Annotated in this window: 19 protein-coding genes; 7 read left to right on the top strand and 12 right to left on the bottom strand. The window is 53.1% G+C overall.

The window, feature by feature from the left end:
- Window positions 1-37: 37 nt before the first annotated feature.
- The 5 genes from H8B13_RS02620 to H8B13_RS02640 all read left to right on the top strand — a co-directional run bounded on the left by H8B13_RS02620 (window position 38) and on the right by H8B13_RS02640 (window position 3,891).
- Entirely contained in the window at window positions 38-985 is a 948-nt protein-coding gene (locus tag H8B13_RS02620) for an acetyl-CoA carboxylase carboxyltransferase subunit alpha (RefSeq protein ID WP_187309262.1), read from the top strand.
- 15 nt (window positions 986-1,000) lie between these two features.
- Window positions 1,001-1,843: an MBL fold metallo-hydrolase gene (locus H8B13_RS02625; RefSeq protein WP_187309263.1), complete on the top strand. Its 843-nt coding sequence runs from the start codon at window positions 1,001-1,003 to the stop codon at window positions 1,841-1,843.
- Between the two features lie 15 nt (window positions 1,844-1,858).
- A complete protein-coding gene (locus H8B13_RS02630) occupies window positions 1,859-2,620 on the top strand; it encodes a patatin-like phospholipase family protein (protein ID WP_187309264.1) in 762 nt (253 codons plus the stop codon).
- A 75-nt stretch (window positions 2,621-2,695) separates the two neighbouring features.
- Window positions 2,696-3,271: a 1-acyl-sn-glycerol-3-phosphate acyltransferase gene (locus H8B13_RS02635; RefSeq protein WP_187309265.1), complete on the top strand. Its 576-nt coding sequence runs from the start codon at window positions 2,696-2,698 to the stop codon at window positions 3,269-3,271.
- A gap of 71 nt (window positions 3,272-3,342) precedes the next feature.
- Window positions 3,343-3,891 (top strand): hypothetical protein, encoded by a 549-nt coding sequence (locus H8B13_RS02640; RefSeq protein WP_187309266.1) that lies wholly within the window; start codon window positions 3,343-3,345, stop codon window positions 3,889-3,891.
- A 203-nt stretch (window positions 3,892-4,094) separates the two neighbouring features.
- Here H8B13_RS02640 and H8B13_RS02645 read toward each other — a convergent pair whose 3' ends face one another.
- The 4 genes from H8B13_RS02645 to pckA form a co-directional block, all read right to left on the bottom strand.
- Complete coding sequence (locus tag H8B13_RS02645) at window positions 4,095-4,751, bottom strand: DUF4159 domain-containing protein (protein WP_187309267.1); 657 nt, start codon at window positions 4,749-4,751, stop codon at window positions 4,095-4,097.
- A gap of 89 nt (window positions 4,752-4,840) precedes the next feature.
- Complete coding sequence (locus tag H8B13_RS02650; protein WP_187309268.1) at window positions 4,841-5,581, bottom strand: 16S rRNA (uracil(1498)-N(3))-methyltransferase; 741 nt, start codon at window positions 5,579-5,581, stop codon at window positions 4,841-4,843.
- Window positions 5,582-5,712: 131 nt separating this feature from the next.
- Window positions 5,713-6,498, bottom strand: a complete 786-nt coding sequence (locus H8B13_RS02655; RefSeq protein WP_187309269.1) for a S1/P1 nuclease — start codon at window positions 6,496-6,498, stop codon at window positions 5,713-5,715.
- 119 nt (window positions 6,499-6,617) lie between these two features.
- Entirely contained in the window at window positions 6,618-8,240 is a 1,623-nt protein-coding gene (pckA, locus tag H8B13_RS02660; RefSeq protein WP_187309270.1) for a phosphoenolpyruvate carboxykinase (ATP), read from the bottom strand.
- 251 nt (window positions 8,241-8,491) lie between these two features.
- Here pckA and H8B13_RS02665 point away from each other — a divergent pair, with 251 nt between their 5' ends.
- Complete coding sequence (locus H8B13_RS02665) at window positions 8,492-9,922, top strand: peptide MFS transporter (RefSeq protein ID WP_187309271.1); 1,431 nt, start codon at window positions 8,492-8,494, stop codon at window positions 9,920-9,922.
- Between the two features lie 99 nt (window positions 9,923-10,021).
- The gene (locus H8B13_RS02670) at window positions 10,022-10,417 is read left to right on the top strand and encodes an SH3 domain-containing protein (RefSeq protein WP_187309272.1); all 396 of its coding nucleotides are present in this window, start codon (window positions 10,022-10,024) and stop codon (window positions 10,415-10,417) included.
- 139 nt (window positions 10,418-10,556) lie between these two features.
- On the opposite strand, the gene groL is transcribed toward H8B13_RS02670, so the two are convergent.
- From groL to H8B13_RS02710, 8 genes are all read right to left on the bottom strand, one after another.
- Window positions 10,557-12,200 (bottom strand): chaperonin GroEL, encoded by a 1,644-nt coding sequence (groL, locus tag H8B13_RS02675; RefSeq protein WP_187309273.1) that lies wholly within the window; start codon window positions 12,198-12,200, stop codon window positions 10,557-10,559.
- A 44-nt stretch (window positions 12,201-12,244) separates the two neighbouring features.
- A complete protein-coding gene (gene groES / locus H8B13_RS02680) occupies window positions 12,245-12,535 on the bottom strand; it encodes a co-chaperone GroES (protein ID WP_166072468.1) in 291 nt (96 codons plus the stop codon).
- 250 nt (window positions 12,536-12,785) lie between these two features.
- The gene (gene secG / locus H8B13_RS02685; RefSeq protein WP_187309274.1) at window positions 12,786-13,220 is read right to left on the bottom strand and encodes a preprotein translocase subunit SecG; all 435 of its coding nucleotides are present in this window, start codon (window positions 13,218-13,220) and stop codon (window positions 12,786-12,788) included.
- Window positions 13,221-14,654 carry a hypothetical protein gene (locus H8B13_RS02690; protein WP_187309275.1) on the bottom strand — a complete coding sequence of 478 codons (1,434 nt, stop codon included), beginning with the start codon at window positions 14,652-14,654 and terminating at the stop codon, window positions 13,221-13,223.
- 170 nt (window positions 14,655-14,824) lie between these two features.
- Window positions 14,825-15,358, bottom strand: a complete 534-nt coding sequence (locus tag H8B13_RS02695) for an LptE family protein (RefSeq protein WP_222841316.1) — start codon at window positions 15,356-15,358, stop codon at window positions 14,825-14,827.
- Window positions 15,339-16,676: a sigma-54 dependent transcriptional regulator gene (locus tag H8B13_RS02700; protein WP_315985103.1), complete on the bottom strand. Its 1,338-nt coding sequence runs from the start codon at window positions 16,674-16,676 to the stop codon at window positions 15,339-15,341. The genes H8B13_RS02695 and H8B13_RS02700 overlap by 20 nt, the downstream gene beginning before the upstream one ends.
- A 92-nt stretch (window positions 16,677-16,768) precedes the next feature.
- Window positions 16,769-18,217, bottom strand: a complete 1,449-nt coding sequence (gene miaB / locus H8B13_RS02705) for a tRNA (N6-isopentenyl adenosine(37)-C2)-methylthiotransferase MiaB (RefSeq protein ID WP_187309277.1) — start codon at window positions 18,215-18,217, stop codon at window positions 16,769-16,771.
- A gap of 150 nt (window positions 18,218-18,367) precedes the next feature.
- The gene (locus H8B13_RS02710; RefSeq protein WP_315985098.1) at window positions 18,368-19,642 is read right to left on the bottom strand and encodes an anthranilate synthase component I family protein; all 1,275 of its coding nucleotides are present in this window, start codon (window positions 19,640-19,642) and stop codon (window positions 18,368-18,370) included.
- Window positions 19,643-19,649 lie beyond the last annotated feature (7 nt).

A 19,649-nucleotide genomic window follows, 5' to 3' on the forward strand; every position in this document is an offset into this window, starting at 1 on the left:
CCCTTTTTTCGTTATCTGACGCCTATTTCACTCGGCAATGCTCCTCGATTTCGAACAACCAATAGCCGCCCTCGAAGGCAAACTCCGCGAAATGCAACAGTTGGCGCTTGACAGCCAGGTAGATGTATCGGAGGCCGTTGCGGCGCTGGAGGCCAAAATTAAGGCCCTCAAGAAAGAAACATACGCCAACCTCACCCGCTGGCAGCGGGTGCAGCTCTCGCGTCATCCCGACCGCCCTTATACCCTCGATTATATTGAGGGCATGGCCACCAACTTTATTGAGTTGCATGGTGACCGGACCGTGGGCGATGATAAAGCTATGGTAGGAGGCTTCGCCAATTTGAATGGCCGCACAGTAATGTTCATTGGGCAACAGAAAGGCCGCAATACCAAGGAGCGGCAGTACCGTAACTTCGGCATGGCCAACCCAGAAGGGTACCGCAAGGCGCTTCGCCTAATGAAAATGGCTGAGAAGTTCAATAAGCCAGTGGTGACGCTGATTGATACGATGGGTGCGTTTCCGGGGCAGGAAGCTGAGGAGCGGGGGCAGGGCGAGGCCATTGCCCGCAACCTGAAGGAAATGTTCATGTTGAAGGTGCCTGTTATCTGCGTCGTCATTGGCGAGGGCGCTTCCGGCGGCGCGCTTGGCATCGGTATCGGTGACCGGGTGCTGATGCTGGAAAACACCTGGTACTCTGTTATTTCTCCGGAATCGTGCTCCAGTATTCTGTGGCGTAGCTGGGATTATAAAGAGCAGGCCGCTGAGGCCCTTAAGCTTACGGCTACTGATATGATGCAGGCCAAACTGGTGGATGGCATCGTGAAAGAGCCGCTGGGTGGTGCCCATACCAATGTGCCCAGAATGATTGATACGCTAAAGAAGACGCTTATCAAAACTATCGATGAGCTAAGTGTCATACCGACGGAAGAGCGCATTAGCCAGCGCATTGATAAGTTTTCGGCCATGGGCGTTGTGGCTGAGTAGTGTACTGCATAGCGTATGAACCTTTATACAATTGATACTGGGCTATTCAAGCTTGACGGCGGCGCTATGTTTGGTGTGGTGCCCAAAAGCATGTGGCAAAAGCTCAATCCGCCCGACGCTAATAATATGTGCACCTGGGCCATGCGTAGTTTGCTGATTGAGGATGGCAACCGTCTCATCCTCATCGACAATGGGATGGGTAACAAGCAGGATGAGAAGTTTAGGTCGCATTTCTACCCGCATGGTGATGACACGCTGGAGAACTCACTGCGCCAGCGAGGCTTCACGGCCGCAGATATTACCGACGTTTTTCTGACCCACTTGCACTTCGACCACTGCGGTGGCTCGGTGGTGCGCACGCCGGGGGGCAAATTGGAAGTGGCTTTCCCTAATGCTACGTATTGGTCAAACGAAGCGCATTGGAATTGGGCTGTAACGCCTAATGCGCGGGAAAAGGCGAGCTTTCTAAAGGAGAATATTTTCCCAATTCAGGAAAGTGGGCGTTTGCAGTTTCTGACGCCGGGTGCAACTTCGGCGCTGCCGCAGTTTCGGGAAATCATTTTTGCCGACGGCCACACAGAGAAAATGATGGTGCCGGTACTGGAGTATAAAGGTCGTACGCTAGCGTTTATGGCCGATTTGCTGCCATCTGCAGGACATATTCCATTGCCGTATGTGATGGGCTATGATGTGCGCCCATTGGCGACGTTAACTGAAAAAGAGGCCGTACTCAACCGCGCTGCCGCCGAAAACTGGGTGCTGCTGCTGCAACACGACCCCACCAATGCTGCCTGCACCGTTCAGGCCACCGATAGAGGAGTGCGCCTAGCGGAAACGCTGCGCGTGGAAGACCTTTAACTCGTTGCTAACCAGATGCGGGAAATCGGCTTAGCGTTATCGGGAGGTGGGGCGCGGGGTATCGCGCATCTGGGCGTACTGGCGGCGCTGGACGAGCTGGAAATTCCGATTGCCCGTTTAGTAGGCGTCAGCTCCGGGGCAATTGTGGGGGCCTTTTATGCAGCTGGCTTCAAGCCGGCTGAGGTATTGCGCCTATTCACGGCCATGCCGATTACCCGCTTGCTGCGTCCGGCTTTTAGTCGGCATGGGTTACTGAATCTGGATGCGTTAAAACAACTGTTGGAAGAGCATCTGGGGGGGAATTTTACCTTCGCCGATTTGCAGCGCCCGCTCACGCTGGTTGCTACTGATTTGGTGGAAGGCGTGTCGGTGTACTTTTCGGAGGGGCCATTGCTGCCGGCCTTGTTGGGGTCGTCGGCGGTACCAGTGCTCTATCGGCCCGTGGAGTATCAGGGACGACAATTAGTAGATGGAGGCTTGCTGAATAATCTGCCCGTAGAGCCGCTGTTGGATCAGAACGTCGTCGTGGTGGGCGTGCATTGTAACCCCGTGAATCCGGCGGCGCGCATCACTACATTTCGGAGCCTGGTAGAGCGCACCTTGCTGCTAGGCATCAACGCCAATACGCCCGCCCGCCGCCTTCGTTGCGATTTGCTCATTGAGCCGCCTGAGCTACGCAACTTCCGCACGCTCAGCTACCGCCGGGCCACCGAACTCTACGATATTGGCTATCGCTACACGATGAGTCTGGCACCGCAACTGCGTGCCCTGCAATAAGTAGCGACGTTGCTCAAAAATTACCTAGTTTTAACCCTGGGGGGCATTTTCTCGTTGGTCACCCAAAAATTCCTTATGCCAAGAGCCTCTACTACGCCTTTCTTCTGGTACTACTTTTCTAAATTCTGGTTTTGGATAACCGGCTGGAAACTGGTTTCGCGGGTGCCGCCGGGCATTACCAAGGCCATGATGATTGCGGCCCCGCACACCAGCAACTGGGATATTCTCTATGCCCGCGCCTCTTTTTTTCTGATGAATGTGCCCGTGCGCTTCACCGTTAAAAAGGAGTGGGTCGATAACCCCTTCGTAGGCTGGCTGATGCGTTCGTTGGGTGCGCTGCCCGTTGACCGTAGCCGCAACAACAGCCTTGTGGATGGCATGATAAAACTATTCAATGAGCGCGATGAGCTGGTAATTCTTATCACGCCGGAAGGCACGCGTCAGTATCAGCCCAAGTGGCGCAAAGGATTTTATTTCGCTGCCGAGGGAGCAAACGTGCCGATTCTGCTAGGCTTTCTGGACTATAAAAACAAAGAGTCTGGCGTAGGTGGACCCATTTATCCCACGGGGAATTACGAGGCAGACTTGGAACAAATTCAGGCTTTTTACCGAACAAAAACTGGTAAATTCCCGGAGAAAGGTGTGCGCTAACAGGCGCTTTCTTTGCTCATCACAAAGAATAATACGACTAGTTTTTCCACTCTTCACGCACCTACCTCACTATGGAAAAGATCCAAACCTTACTCATCATCTTGTTGGGTATTGGCGTTTTTGTGTGGCGTATGGTGCAAAAAGCCCGAGAAATGGCAGCCCGCGAATTGCGTGAGCGGCCTACGTTGCCGAAGGCCCCTGGTTTGCCTACTACCTCGTTTCAGGATTTGCTGGAGCAGATGAAGTCGCAGAACAAAGCGGGTAATCAACCTCCGCCTACTGCTGCCAGCCGACCCACTACGCCGGCCGGTCGTCCTTTGCCCCGCGAGCAAGCGCCAGTGGCGCGTAGCTTGGAGCGCACGGAGGTTGACCCCCGATCCTTGGAAACGATGCCACCAGCGCGCTCCTTGGAGGCGCCCACGCGGCAGCCGCGTTTGGCAGCTAATTTACCTCGCGCGACTGCTTTACCAGCCCGCGAAGACTACTGGACCCGCCAAGCCGCGCACAGCCCCGACGAGGCCCGTCAGGATGCCCGTCGCCGGGTACAGGCCATGTTGCGCAACCCCACTGATCTGCGCGCGGCCTTTGTTCTAAGCGAGATTCTTAAACCTAAGTACTAATAGCTGAGGATTAGCTATTAGTACTGCTGGAGGGCAAAAAGCAGAAGCTGTCCCTAAAATCTGAGCTATCCGGTGCACAATTTGACGGCTGTTTACCAAGGCCGTCATGCAGGGCGGAGCGAAGCATCTGGCATGTTTAGTAAGATTACTGCCCTCTCGTCAGCACGCGAGATGCTTCGCTCCGCTCTGCATGACGTTCTTTATTAGTCCTGCGTTAGTGCGTATGCGACTAGGTTGGCCCCCATGCGCAGGGCCGCTTCGTGGGTGGCGGGTGGGTCGTCATAGGTGCCTACATCCTCCCAACCATTGCCCAGATCGCACTCAAAAGTATAGAAGCATACCAGCCGACCTTTGTAGAGCAAGCCGAAGCCTTGAGGGCGTTTGCCTTCGTGCTCGTGCACTTTTGGCAGACCTTTCGGGAAGTCGAACTTTTGGTGATAGATAGGGTGGGAGAAAGGCAACTCCACAAACTCCAGCTCCGGAAACACCTTCTTCATCTCGGGACGGATGAACTTGTCGAGGCCGTAGTTATCATCAATATGCAGGAAGCCGCCACCGGTGAGGTAGCGCCGTAGGTTTTTAGCCTCCGCATCAGTAAAAACGACGTTACCGTGGCCCGTCATGTGGATAAAGGGGTAGGTAAACAACTCTGGATTATCCAGCTCCACGGTGGCCTCGTCGGGCGCGATATTGGTTTTTATCGTCTGATTGCAGAACTGAATCAGGTTGGGTAAGCTCGTTTTGTTGGCGTACCAGTCGCCGCCGCCGCCGTAGTGCAGTTTGGCAATGCGGAAGCTAGGCGCGGGCGCAGCGGCCGTTATCAGAAGCAAACTAACCGCTAAAAGAAGGTGCTTAAGCATAAGGTGACAAGATTTCTTACCAAGTTAACGCGGAAGGAAACAGCGGTCGTTCAATGAAGTGGCAGCTTATTAGGGTATGTAACCTGAATTTACTGCTCATTAGTCTGATTGGCATTCGCAGCTGCGTAAAATTCGTGGGCTATATGCACCGTATGGACTGCTGCCAGCGCGGCTGTTTCGGTGCGTAACCGCGATTCACCCAGCGTTACAGGTCGAATACCGCGTTGCAGCGCCAGTTCTATTTCAGCTGGAGTAAAGTCGCCTTCCGGCCCGATAAGGATGCAGCAATTTGCCCCCCACGCCGCCACCTGCGATAAAGCCGTACGCTCACCCTCAGCCAGATGCGCAATAAAGCTGGTAGCTGGCTCGAGTGTTGGAATAAAGCCAGCGTAATCCGTCAGTTCATCCAACTGCGGCAGCCACGCCTGCCCCGACTGCTTTAGAGCACTAACTACAATTTTCTCCAGCCGGTCCAGTTTCAGTTCACGGCGTTCGGAGCGGGCGCAGCGCAGGAAGGTGAGGCGGTCAATACCGATTTCGGTCGTTTTTTCCACCAGCCACTCCATACGGTCGAGGTTTTTGGTGGGGGCGACGGCCACGTGCACTGAAAAGGCGCGACGCGGTATGCGCTGCTCACTAGTTATGCGAAGCAGGCAGCGTTTGGGATTCGCATCGGCTACTTCCGCCTGAAAAATGCCCCCCACACCATCCACCAGCTCTACAGCGTCGCCGGTTGTAAGACGTAGCACACGGACGGCGTGCTTGCTTTCGTCTTCGGGTAGCAGGTAAGTTGACGTAGTAAGGTTGGGAGCGTAAAAGGTGTGCGGCATGCGGCAAAGATACAAGTAAGCCACCCTGAAAGCCGAAACCCCACTGACTGAGGCCAGCAGGGTTTCGAAACAGGATAAACAATTTATTGTTAAACGTTGCTTCTCCGCCAGACGGCCAGTGGATTAGTTGATTAGCGGAACGCCTTGTTCAGCATGCCAGCCAGACGCACGCCAGCTTGGGTGATACGCTCCTTCATCATGTCGGCATGAGCAGGGTAATAGCGATAATCGACGTCGGCGTTGTTGGGCGTGTCCTTATATATCTGATTACTAGCTTGATACGATTCCCACAGCCACTGCTCTGGTGCGGCAGCCTGCATCTTCCGCACTACCCGGCCTCGCAGCGTGGCATTGTAGGCAGCAGCCATTTCCGTGTAGGTGAGGCCCTGATAATCAAGCAGGCCACTATCCCAAAGGCTATGCAGATTGGTGTCCTTGCCCCGATACTTTACCTTAATGTCGTTGCCGCCTTTGTCCTCGGCATGGCCCGCATGCAGCGGCTGATGCACATCGCCCACCAGGTGCACGACATACTTAAGCGCGGCTACGCGTTCGGCTTGCGGCTTGCTCTTATCCTTCAGAATGGCAAGCTGAGCGAGCATAGCGCTGTAAGCATTCGGAACGGTTTGGGCCTTGAGCTGCTGTATGTACTGGTCATGATTGAGGCCGGAAGGCGTGTTTACATAGTGCCAAGGGGCAGTTTCCTTGAACTCGGGGTAGTAGCGCACTTCGTCGGGCCAGGTGCTGACCATCGTCAGTGTTTCCGTGTTTAGCAGCTTCTGAATTTCGCGCTTGGCGCGGCGGGAGAGGTGTTGTTCGGCAATTTTGCCCACGGCCCGGTGCCCGTCGGCACCCCAGGCCCACAGGCTGAGCGGAGTGAGCAAAAGCAGGAGCAACGGGAGAAGACGCTTACACATGACGCTAAGAATAGGAGGGTTGAATTAAAAAGTAAAGCTAGCAGATTTGGAGCGAATGCGACAAAAAAGCCCCCCAGACGATAGCTGGGGGGCTTTTTTACAAATCAAATGTCGCGGCTTTATACGCCGGCTTCCACGGCTACTTTAGGAGCCCCAGCCAGAATTTCGTCATTGGCGAAATCGGCGTACTTCTTAAAGTTGCTCACAAATTTCTCGGCCAAAGAGGCAGCTGTTTTATCATAAGCTTCCTTATCAGCCCAGGTATTGCGTGGGTCCAGAATCTCGGCTGGCACATTCGCAACGGAGGCCGGCACTTCCACTCCGAAGATGGGATGCTTGGTGAACTCTACGTTGTTCAGGTCGCCGTTGAGCGCGGCCGTAATCATGGCGCGCGTGTAGCCCAGCTTCATGCGTGAGCCTGTGCCGTAGCTACCGCCGGTCCAGCCGGTATTGATAAGCCACACATTCACGTCCGGGTGCTCATCCATTTTCTGGCCCAACATCTCCGCGTACTTTGTAGGGTGCAGAGGCAGGAATACAGCGCCAAAGCAGGCAGAAAACGTGGTCTGTGGCTCCGTAACGCCCATTTCAGTACCTGCTACCTTCGCTGTGTAGCCCGACATGAAGTGGTACATGGCGTGGCTCTTATCCAGCTTGCTGATGGGGGGCAAAACGCCGAACGCATCAGCCGTCAGGAAGAAAATGTTCTTAGGTGAATCGGCCACCGACGGCTCAATGGCGTTGTCGATGAAGTTGATGGGGTAAGCCGTGCGGGTGTTTTCCGTTACCGACTTGTTGGAATAATCAACAGTGTGCGTGCCAGGAATAAAGCGCGTATTCTCGACGATGGCGCCGAACTTGATAGCATCCCAGATTTGGGGCTCGGTTTCGCGGTTTAAATCAATGACTTTCGCGTAGCAGCCGCCTTCGAAGTTGAAGATGCCCTCATTGGGAGTCCAGCCGTGCTCGTCGTCGCCGATAAGGCCACGGTTAGGATCGGCGGAGAGGGTGGTTTTGCCAGTGCCCGACAGACCGAAGAAAATGGCTGCGTCGCCATCCTTGCCCACGTTAGCGGAGCAGTGCATCGGCAGCGTGCTCTTCTCGTGGGGCAACAGGTAATTGAGTACGCCGAAAATGCCTTTTTTCATCTCGCCAGCGTAGCCAGTGCCGCCGATGAGAATCATTTTCTTAGTGAAGTTCAGGATCGCAAAATTGGGCTGGCGGGTGCCATCTACGGCAGGGTCGGCCTCGAAGCCGGGGGCACAGATGATGCTGAAGTCGGGCGTCCAGGTAGTGTCCTCACCATCGGCGGGACGCAGGAACATATTATAGCAGAATAGGTTGTGCCAGGCTAGCTCGTTTACTACGCGCAGATTCAGACGGTAATCGGGGTTAGCACCAGCATAGGAATCACGCACATAAATTTCCTTATCGGCCAGGTATTGCACCATCTTCTCCTGAAGCTGGTCAAACTTACCGGCGTCGAAGGGAATGTTAATGTCGCCCCACCACACGCTATCCTGCGTGTATGCGTCCTTTACTATGAAGCGGTCCTTGGGAGAACGGCCAGTGAACTTGCCGGTATCGGCCATGAACGCGCCGGTGTCGGTGAGGTTGCCTTCGCCGCGGCGAAGAGCTTCTTCTACCAAGGCGGCGGGAGTTAGATTCAGGTGTACCTGGGCCGCCTGGGTAAAGCCAAGTGGCTGGAGGCGATGAAGAGCTTGGGTGGCAGTGTCCATCATAAGCCGATAAACAATAAATAGGGGTGGGTGGGAAATGGGAATTCTTAAAACAAAAGTAGTCAAAAAACCGAGCCTGCCACGGCTGTGCTGCGGTTTGATATAGTAGTAGCGAAAATTCGCTGTTGTATTATTCAGCTAATACCAGCTTGGGAGGCAAAAGTTGGCAGTTGCGAAACTTTTGTAGCTTTACAAACCCCCGATCACTGTTTCGGACAGGTTTCTCTTCCACCTCCATCTTATCATTCTTTTACATGCAATCAGCCTCCGTCGTGCCCAATCAGCCACCGGTTGCCGCGCAGCAAGGACACCCCAAAGCACTGTATCTGCTCTTCTTCACTGAGTTGTGGGAGCGGTTTAGTTACTACGGCATGCGGGGCTTGCTTACACTGTACCTGACCAAAACCATCTTGGCTGGTGGTCTGGAAGTACCTGCGGCAACGGCTACCCTTATATACGGGTACTTCACTGGTTTTGTGTATTTTACGCCCATTATTGGGGGCTGGATTGCCGACCGTTTTATAGGGCAGCGCCGCGCAATCCTTATCGGCGGCACTCTGATGGCCCTGGGTCAGTTCTCGTTATTCTCAACTACTCCCGGCAGTCCGGCTGTGGCGTTTGGCCTGCCGCTGACTACGTGCCTGGGCTTGCTGCTGCTTATTATTGGCAATGGCTTCTTTAAGCCTAACATTTCCACGCTGGTAGGCCAGCTCTACGAGCAAGGCGATCCGCGCCGTGACTCGGCGTTCACCATCTTCTACATGGGCATCAACATCGGCGCCTTCCTTGCCCCGTTGGTGTGCGGTTATTTTGCCGAGGACCTATTCGCTACCAAGACCGTCGTTGATGGCGTGGAGCAGGTAAGTAACTACGGTTTCCGCTATGGCTTCCTGGCTGCTGGCTTAGGAATGGTGCTGGGTCAGATTATCTTCAACCTTTTTGCCCCCCGCTTGCTCGGCCCGATTGGTCTGGCTCCGGTGAAGGTTGTGAAGGACAAGAACGCGCCGAAAGAGACCTTGTCGAAAGAAGAAACCGACCGTATGGCGGTAATCTTCATTATTACGCTATTCGTTGTGTTCTTCTGGGCTGGCTTCGAGCAGGCCGGTAGCTCCCTAACCTTGTACACGGACAGCTACATTGACCGTGAGGTGTTTGGCTACCTGATTCCAACTTCCTGGTTCCAGTCAGTGAACCCGCTCTTTATCGTGGCGCTGGCACCTATTGTCGCCAGCATATGGCTGAGCTTAGGCCGTAAGGGCAAAGACTTGAGCATCCCCGTAAAAATGGGTTTGGGAATGGTCCTGTTGGGTATGGGCTTCCTGTTTATGGTGGGCGCCGTAATGGAGCGCGGCGGCGACGTGAGCGATACGACGGTGAAAGCCAGTATCCTCTGGTTGCTTGCTACTTACTTCTTCCATACCATCGGCGAGCTGTGTTTGTCACCCATCGGCCTTTCCATGGTAACGCGCTTAGCCCCGATCAGCTATACCTCCGCGCTCATGGGCGTGTGGTTCTTGGCTCCTTTCGTGGCACAGATTGCGGGTGGCTACATTGCTGCTTACGTAGAAGAGCTTGGTGCTTTGAAGGTATTCGGCCTCATCGCCGGCTTCGTTATTTTGGCTGGTTTGATTCTGATTGCCATTGCCAAGAAGCTGTTCCATATGATGCACGGCCGCGGAAATTAGGTTTCTGTTGTCAAAAAGCCCCCCGTACAGATGTCCGGGGGGCTTTTTTTATGTTTCATACATGTATGTTTTCATACGTATGTTCTTACTGTCCTTCATATGAGTAAACTCCTTCGATTAGCTCCCGTGCACCGGCAAGCGGGAGAATGGCGCATTAACTGGTGGCAATTAGTCGGGTGGACCCTGCTGGTCAATACCGTTTTCGGATCCCTCGTCTATTATTACACCCGTCCCGTCCCCAGCCGCCTGCTCTCCCACCCCGCAGCTGTTATTACCCCGGATGTGCCTCTACTTTCTCACCCCACCGCCGACCTAACGGCTACAACCACTGGCGTTGTAACCTTGGGCGACACGCTGGAGGTTCATGCGGTGCAAGCCAACGGCTGGTGCCGAGCGACGTTGCGGGAAACCTCTTGGCCAAGCGGAAGGGGAGCCACCGGCTACATCCAAACGAGCTACCTCTCTCTGCTGGATTCTATTAAATTCACTCGCTAAGCCTAAGCAGTGCGGGACCTTACAGTAGAGGAAGTTAAATACTATTGCAGCGCGAAGCAAGCATAAAAAAGCCCCCTAGACCAAGTCTGGGGGGCTTTTTTATATTAAACGAACAGCTTAGCTAGCTGCGCGGCTGATATTACATCATGCCGCCCATGCCACCCATGCCGCCCATACCACCGGCACCGCCAGCAGCAGCTTTCTCATCTTCTGGCTCATCCGAAATAACGCACTCTGTAGTCAGGAGCAAGCCGGCGATAGACGCAGCATTCTCCAGAGCTAAGCGAGTTACCTTGGTTGGGTCGAGGATACCAGCGGCCATCAGGTTCTCATAGCGGTCTTCGCGGGCGTTGTAGCCGTAGTCGCCGGAGCCTTCACGCACTTTCTGTACGACCACCGAGCCTTCGCCACCGGCGTTGCCTACGATGCAGCGCAGCGGAGCTTCCAGAGCCGTGCGGATGATGTTTACACCTGTACGCTCGTCGCCGTTCAATGTGTTAACAGCAGCCAGTGACTCGATAGCGCGCACCAAAGCAACGCCACCACCAGGTACTACACCTTCTTCAACAGCAGCACGAGTTGCGTGCAAGGCATCGTCAACGCGGTCCTTCTTCTCTTTCATCTCTACTTCCGTGGAAGCACCGATGTAAAGGATAGCGACACCACCCGACAACTTAGCCAAACGCTCCTGCAGCTTCTCCTTGTCGTAGTCCGACGTAGTAGTCTGAATCTGAGCTTTGATTTCATTGATGCGGGCCGTGATAGTAGCCTTCTCACCTTTACCATTGACGATGGTCGTGTTGTCCTTGTCAATGATGATTTTCTCAGCAGTACCGAGGTACTCGATTGTAGCGCTGTCGAGCTTGTAGCCGCGCTCTTCCGAAATCACAGTACCACCAGTCAACACAGCGATGTCTTCCAACATTGCCTTACGACGGTCGCCGAAGCCGGGAGCCTTTACAGCTGCAATCTTCAACGAACCACGCAGCTTGTTAACTACTAGCGTAGCCAAAGCCTCGCCGTCAACATCTTCTGAGATGATAACCAACGGCTTACCAGTCTGAACTACCTGCTCCAATACGGGCAGAAGCTCTTTCATGGTGCTTACTTTCTTGTCGTAGATCAGAACGTAAGGGTTTTCCAACTCCACTTCCATCTTCTCCGGATTGGTTACGAAGTAAGGAGAGAGGTAGCCGCGGTCGAACTGCATGCCTTCTACCGTCTTTACTTCGGTCTCCGTGCCACGCGCTTCTTCCACGGTGATAACGCCTTCTTTGCCCACTTTGTCCATGGCATCGGCAATCATCTGACCGATTTCCGAGTCATTGTTGGCCGAAATAGTACCTACCTGGGCAATCTCCGAAGAGTTCTCGATCTTCTTCGACTGCGCCTTCAGGTTAGCAACTACTGCGTGTACCGCCTTGTCGATGCCGCGCTTCAGGTCCATTGGGTTGGCACCGGCAGCTACGTTCTTCGAACCAGCCGTGTAGATAGCCTGAGCCAATACAGTAGCAGTGGTAGTACCGTCACCAGCCTGGTCGGCAGTCTTGGAAGCAACTTCTTTTACCAACTGAGCACCCATGTTTTCAACAGGGTCAGTCAATTCAATTTCTTTAGCTACAGTTACACCGTCCTTAGTGATGGTGGGTGCGCCGAATTTCTTATCGATAACCACGTTGCGGCCTTTTGGGCCGAGGGTTACTTTCACGGCGTTAGCCAGCTTATCTACGCCGCGCTTTAGCTTGTCGCGGCCGTCGGTATCAAATTGGATGTTCTTAGCCATCTTATTTTAAATAGAGAGGTAATTCTGGAAAAGAAAAGGAAACCCTACAGAACGGCGAAAATGTCAGACTCACGCATGATGAGGTAATCTTCCCCATCTACGGTGATCTCAGTGCCGGCGTACTTACCATAGAGCACTTGGTCGCCCACTTTTACCTGGGGGGCAATGAGGGTACCACTATCGGCTACTTTGCCTTCGCCTATGGCCACTACTTCGCCGCGCTGGGGCTTTTCCTTGGCCGTATCGGGGATAATAATGCCCGACTTGGTTTTTTCCTCGGCGGCGGCTGGCGCGATAATTACGCGGTCGGCCAGCGGTTTCATGCTAAGTGACATATTGTACGTTTTGGTTGAAAGATGTTGAGTGAATAAACCCGTGCGCCGTTCCCGACACTTCTTATGCCAGCCCACTCAAACCTGACATAATGGTCGTTAAAGTGAACTTTTTGGGGGCCCATACCAAAATTTTGCTGCCAAACGTGTCAGGTTTGTCGAAACCTGACACATTGAGAAATGCATAAAAAAACCGATGGCTTCCAAGCAGAAAGCCATCGGTGATAGGGTTGAGGATAAGAGCAGCGAAGCCTTACTGGTTGCCGGTTGTTGAAGCTGGGGCGGGAGCAGGAGTTGTAGTAGACTGTTGAGCGGGGGCAGATGCTGCTCGCTCATTAGGAGTAGCCGTGCCGGAGGCTGCAGGAGCCGTAGCACCTGGAGCCGTAGGAACTGGAGTAGCAGGGAGTTGCGTTTGAAGCGCGCGCTCTTGGTTGATGCTACGTGCCGGGCCGTTATCACCGCCACCAATAATCATGTGGGTACCAAGCGTAAGAACCATCAATCCTAAGGCGAAGCCCCAAGTTAGGCGCTCCAATAGGTCGCCGGTGCGCTTTACGCCCATCAGATTGGCAGCTCCACCAGAACCGAACTGGTTCGACAGTCCGCCACCCTTTGGATTTTGGGCCAATACAACGAGGGCTAGAAGCAAGCAAACAAAAATAATCAGGGCAATGAGGGCAATATACATCTACTCGAAGGTTTGCAATTGTTGGATTTGGTCGGCAAAATACGCCTTTTTTTCCGGCTGACGCACTATCAGCCGTTCATATATTTCAATGGCCTTGCCGATTTTGCCCTGCCGAACCAGAATGCGAGCCAGACTTTCTGATGCCAAACTGGGCTCTGCAAGCGTACTACGCACCGATAAATCAGCTTGCGCTTCGGTAGTCGGGGGCAACGGTAATGGAGCTCTAAAGCGAGGCTTGCTGCGTAAAAACTTATCAATTAAATCAATGCTAGTTGGCACAGGCGGCAGCACGGGCTGGTGCTGTTTTAAGTACTGAAGCAGCAAAGCATCGGGTTCGAAAAAGGCGCTGGGGGGCAAATCCAGACTGTATTCGTCGTGCGCTTGTAAGCAGAAACCCAGGCGGCTACCTAAGCCCGGCGCGTATCCAACTTCTTCATCAGCCCAAAAAGGAGGAATGACAGCGGGTTGCTTAGCTACCGCTTTCTCGACCTCAAATAAATTATATGTTGGAACGGGCAGCGTTTGGGCCAAGCCAAACTCGAAACGGGAGGAACCAACTTCCACCGGAGGACGGATGGGCGGCGGTGTTAGCGGCAATTCCTCCTCAGTCAGCTCTGATTCTGTTAGTTCTGTCTCTAGCTCAATAGTTACAAACGAATCTTCCACCCCCGCTGTCGAAGCGAACGGCTCCTCAATAGGCTCGAATACATCCGGATCCGCTGCTATAATCGCTACATCAGCTTCAGCGCTTTCTGCTAAAGGCGTTTCCTCAACTGCTGAGTCTGCAACCACAGGAGGCTCAGTAAGCTCTTCCGCCAATTGGCCATCAACTTCATGGAACGGCGTGTCAGATACGTCATTAGATTCCGTGTCTGCTTGCAACGGAATTTCTGACGTAGCGTCAAGTAATACAGCTTCTGAAAACGGAACCTGTGTCGGTGCCTCTTTTGCTTCTAATTCAGTACTAGTAGAGCGGGAGTCCTGAATGGCCTGCTGCTTAGCATCATAAGCGCCGTCAAGCGATTGATTATCACTTATATCAGTTTCAGGGCTTTCGCTATTGTCAGCAGCTTGTGATAATTCAGGTCCAGCAGCAATAGTATCAACCGGTAGTGGGGCAACTATTGCAAGCTGAGCCATAGGTACAGCTTCTACGTGCTCATCCTTAGCTGTAGCAGGTACTTCAGCGAGCGACATCGGTGCCGGCAGCTCAATGAGGGCGCGCAGCTGCTGCCTGTCTACCGCGTAGGTGGCGGCGCGGCGCAGGCGCTGTGCTGCCAGCATGCTGCCCCGATCATGAGCAGCTTTTGCCAGCAGTAAATGGGCGGTCTGGCAGTACGGAAAAGTAGCCGCTAACTGCTCCAACTCCTGAACTTCCGTCTCCGAAATGCCCCCCAAATTGTCCAGAATATGCAGCAGCGAGGCGCGGGTCATGATGTGCGGTACTAAATTTTAGTTGGCTAAGAATGGATGCTTAGCTTAAAAATGGCTTCAAATACGAAAAGAACCTAGCAGCGCCATCGTTTGTAGAGCCGACAACAATACGGCAATTTATTTACTAAACAGGCGCCACAGTGTGGCTAGTAAGCCTGACGCTAGAGTAATTACCAGTTGGCTACCGACTTATTAAAAACGTCGGTGATAATGTTATTGGTAATGACGCGAACGCGCGGGTCATTGTTAATCGTGGTGATGTCTTCCGTGGCCGAGAAGCTGTCGCTGCTTTGAAAGGTTTGCTCCAAGTCCTGCAAAGGGTCTTTGGTGTTCACAAATTTTACCTGCACCTGAATAGTCAGCCGGTTCTGGCCGGCCTGGTCAATATTTCCTTCGCGCTGAATGGCAGCCGGCGCGAAATCATAAGCTGTAATGGCACCTTCAAATTGTAGGTCGCCATCGCGGGGCACGAGCTTAAGGGTGGTATTACGCTGAAAATAATCCTTGAAGTCCTCCGTAAAGCGTTGAGCCAGAAAGGATGGACCGTTGCTGGCGTTGTTCTGAAACGTTGCTATAGATATAGTTTTTACTGCGGGGTCGATGTTGGTGCCCGTAAAGGAATACACGCTGCAACCAGCCAGCAGAAACAGAAAAAAGCCCCCCAGTAGCCAGCCAGTCAATCGATTAAAGCTGCTCCAGATCATATTGCTTGAGTTTGCGGTATAGGGTGCGCTCCGAAATACCCAGGTCGTGAGCAGCATATTTACGCTTGTTATGGTGCTTCTTGAGCGCCTTCATAATCATTTCCTTCTCCTTAGCCTCCAGCGACAATGTTTCCTCTTCTGTTTCGTGCGGAATATCTTCCACCCGCTGGGCTTCATCGTCGTAGGTCAGTTCCTCGTCGCTGTCGTTCAAATCACTAACGGGACGCGGAGAAATAAAGTACTCGCCAGCACCTTCGGTCGGTGCAGGACGATTCAGGCGGCCGCCTTCATAGGAGGAAGCAACGTTTAGGTTATTGAAAAGATGGCTGTTTTGCCGTAGAAGCTCCTGCGCCTCCGCGGGGCGCTGCCCGGCTGCCAGGTCCAGAACTAGCTTTTTTAAATCGGTCATATCGCGGCGCATATCAAACAGCACTTTGTAAAGCAGGTCGCGCTCCGAGTATGTGTTGTTTGCACCTGCACCATCAGGATTTGCGGCGCTCAATAGCATAGGCAAGCGGCTGCTCTGATCGGCTGGCAGATACTGGCGCAGACGGGCCGCATCCAGCTCACGCTCCATTTCCAGAACCGACATTTGCTCGGCAATATTCTTCAGCTGCCGAATGTTGCCCGGGAACCGGAAGCGCTGTAACTCAGCTACTGCATCAGGAGTAAGACTAATCGGCTTGACGCGGTAGCGCTCAGCAAAATCAGTTGCAAACTTTCTGAATAATAGATAGATATCGTCTCCTCGATCACGCAAAGGTGGAACTGTAATAGGAACAGTATTAAGACGATAATAGAGGTCTTCGCGGAAGCGGCCTTCGCGTACAGCGTCCAGTAGATTTACGTTGCTAGCCGCCACTACACGCACGTCTGTCTTCTGCACCTTGCTGGCACCCACCCGAATGAACTCGCCATTTTCGAGTACGCGCAGCAAGCGGGCTTGCGTACCAAGCGGCATTTCCCCAATTTCATCGAGGAACATAGTGCCCCCATTCGTTACCTCAAAGTAACCCTTGCGGGCCTCATTGGCGCCTGTAAACGAGCCTTTTTCGTGGCCAAACAGCTCGGAATCGATAGTGCCTTCAGGAATTGCACCGCAGTTGATGGCAATAAATTGCCCATGCTTGCGGGGTGAAAGAGCATGGATAATTTTGGAAAAGGATTCCTTACCTGAGCCGCTCTCCCCCGAAATAAGCACGGTCATATCGGTGGGCGCCACTTGGGCAGCCACCTGAATGGCGTAGTTCAGCGCTGGCGCATTGCCAATGATGCCAAACCGTTGTTTAATAGATTGTATTTCGCTGGGAGTCAAAATCAGTAGGTAGGGTTTCGTTAGAAGACGAAAATCGGCCGCGTTTACTTTAGCTATTAAATAACCCCTGCAGTAATAAGGGTCAATTCCTATGCTTAAATGGCGTTGCCGAATAAGGTGCTGGCTGTGCAGTCGTGCACCAGCACGTTCACATAATCGCCTTTCTGGAAGGTTTGTTTTGGAAAGAGGACCACTTTATTCTGGTCGTTTCGACCGCTCAAAAACTCATCAGAACGCTTAGAGAAGCCTTCAACTAACACCTTGTGGACCTGGCCAATAGCACGTTGGTTGCGGATTAGATTATGCTTTTGCTGAACCGCAATGACTTCGGCTAGGCGTCGCTTTTTTACCTCCAGCGGCACATCATCTTCTAACTTACGAGCGGCCAGGGTGCCGGGGCGCTCTGAGTAAAAGAACATGTATGCCATATCGTATTGCACTTGCTCCATTAGGCTCAGCGTGTCCTGATGCTCCTCCTCCGTTTCGGAGCAGAAACCCGAAATCATATCGGTGCTAATGGCACAGTCTTCGCCCAGAATGCGGCGGATGGCCTGCACCCGATCTTCGTACCAAGCGCGGTCGTAGGTTCGATTCATCAGCTTGAGTACCCGCGAGTTACCACTTTGGGCAGGTAAGTGAATGTAGTTGCAGATGTTGTCGTACCGAGCCATGGTGTACAATACCTCGTCGGTAATGTCTTTGGGGTGAGACGTAGAGAAGCGCACCCGCAACTCAGGGCTGAGTAACGCCACGCGCTCCAAAAGTTGGGCAAAGTTTACTTGCTCCAAGCCATCTTCCGAAGCCCATTTGTAGCTGTCCACGTTCTGGCCCAGCATGGTGACTTCCTTATAGCCAGCGTCAAGCAAGTCACGGCACTCCTGCACGATACTGTGCGCATCACGACTGCGTTCGCGGCCGCGGGTGAAGGGCACGACGCAAAAGGAGCACATGTTGTCGCAGCCTCGCATGATGCTCACGAAGGCTGATACCCCATTGGAGTTAAGGCGTACCGGCGTTATATCGGCGTACGTTTCCTCGCGGGAGAGCAGCACGTTTACCGCTTTTTGCCCCCCATCAACTTCCTGAATCAGGCGGGGCAGGTCACGGTACGCATCAGGCCCTACCACGAGGTCTACAATCTTTTCTTCTTCTAAGAATTTGGTCTTCAGGCGCTCAGCCATGCAGCCGAGCACACCAACTAGCAAACCGGGGTTCCGCTTTTTATAGCCGTTAATCTGAGAAAGCCGCATGCGTACCGTCTGCTCGGCTTTTTCCCGAATAGAGCATGTATTGAGCAGCACCAAATCGGCACCTTCTAGTTGTTCCGTGGTGTCAAACCCTTCCTGAAACAGGATGGAGGACACGATTTCGGAGTCAGAAAAATTCATCTGACAACCGTAGCTTTCAATATAGAGCTTGCGCTGCCGGCCAGTGCTGGTAGCGGCACTAACCCGAACCTCACCGCTGGGGGTATGTGCGTGGTCAGCGGGGGCGGTGGAAGCCGGAGTATCTAGAAAGTCGAGAGTAAGAATGGGCTGCGACATAGCGGTCAAACACGAATAGGGAGGGCAAAGGTAGGCCTTTTAGGCTTAAAATGACAGAATGGCAGAGATTACAATACGTAAGATTTGGGCTCTCTTTGCAAAGCGCACTCCTTAGAAATAATCCATTGTGCCTTGTCGTTCGTCTGGCCTTTAAATAATTTCAGCGCCCAAAACCTCCAGCATCGCTTTTGCCTTTAATAAGCACTCTTCATATTCAAGCTCCGGGACCGAATCGTAGGTGATGGCGGAGCCTACCTGGAAGGAGAGGTAGCCCGTGACGGCGTTGAATTGCAGACTGCGAATGACCACGTTAAAATCGAAGTTGCCCGAGGGCCAGATGACGCCGAGGCTGCCGCTATAGAGGCCGCGACGGTTATGCTCATACTGCTCAATAAGTTGCATAGCCCTGATCTTGGGGGCGCCCGTCATGGAGCCCATTGGAAAGGTGGCACGCAGTGTATCCACGAAGTCACATTCGGGCCGACGTCGGGCTTGCACAGTAGAAATCATCTGCCAGACGTGCTGGAAACTGTAAAGACCGAATAGTTCGGGCACCTGCACTGAGCCCGTGACAGCCACGCGGGCAAGGTCGTTGCGCACCAGATCCACAATCATCAGGTTTTCAGCTTGTTCTTTCTCATTGTGGCGCAATTGCTGACACAATTCCTCATCTTCCTCAGCCGTCAGGCCGCGGCGGATTGTGCCTTTAATAGGTTGAGAAAGAAGTACATCGTGTTGCTGCCGGAGAAAGCGCTCGGGCGACGCGCATAGTAGGTATCGATCCTGCCATTTATAGAACCCAGCGAAAGGGGTAGGTGACGCTGCATTAAGCTGTAGGAAAGTTGAAACGGGCTCTATAGCAACGTGCTCAGCGTAAAATTCCTGACACAGGTTTAGCTCGTACACTTCGCCATTCAAAATGTCTTCCTGAATAGCCGCTACGGCCGCGAGGTACTCAGTTTTAGGCATGCGGGCGCGCATCTGAGGCACCGAAACGGCAGCATGAGCTGGTACTGAAGTAGCTAAAATTTCATCCAAAATGCCCCCTAGACCGTGAATCTCCACGGAATCCGAGTGCCATATCAGCCAGCTTTCTGGTAAAAAAAAATGGAGATTAGGGAAAGATAACCCATCGAAATGATGACTATTGAGGTCTTCTATTTGATTCTTTAGTTCATAGCTTAAAATACCGCAACGAGGAGCGTTAGTAGGTTGCTCCAGCCAGGTTCTCAATTCATTCAGATCGGTAGGTGGCGATGCAGCAGTAGCACGCACACCTAGCAGCCGCGAAAAAGCCCCCTGTGGATAGGCTAGGTCATTTGATTCGTAATAGGCGCAGTACGCAAAGCGGGCAGCCCAATGCAAGGCTTTGGCCCGAAACTCAGCGGGCGTAATGGATAAGCTGGACAGCGGAACGATTAACACAGGGCAA

Origin of the sequence: Hymenobacter sp. BT188, assembly GCF_014333585.1 — a bacterium.
GTDB lineage: Bacteria > Bacteroidota > Bacteroidia > Cytophagales > Hymenobacteraceae > Hymenobacter.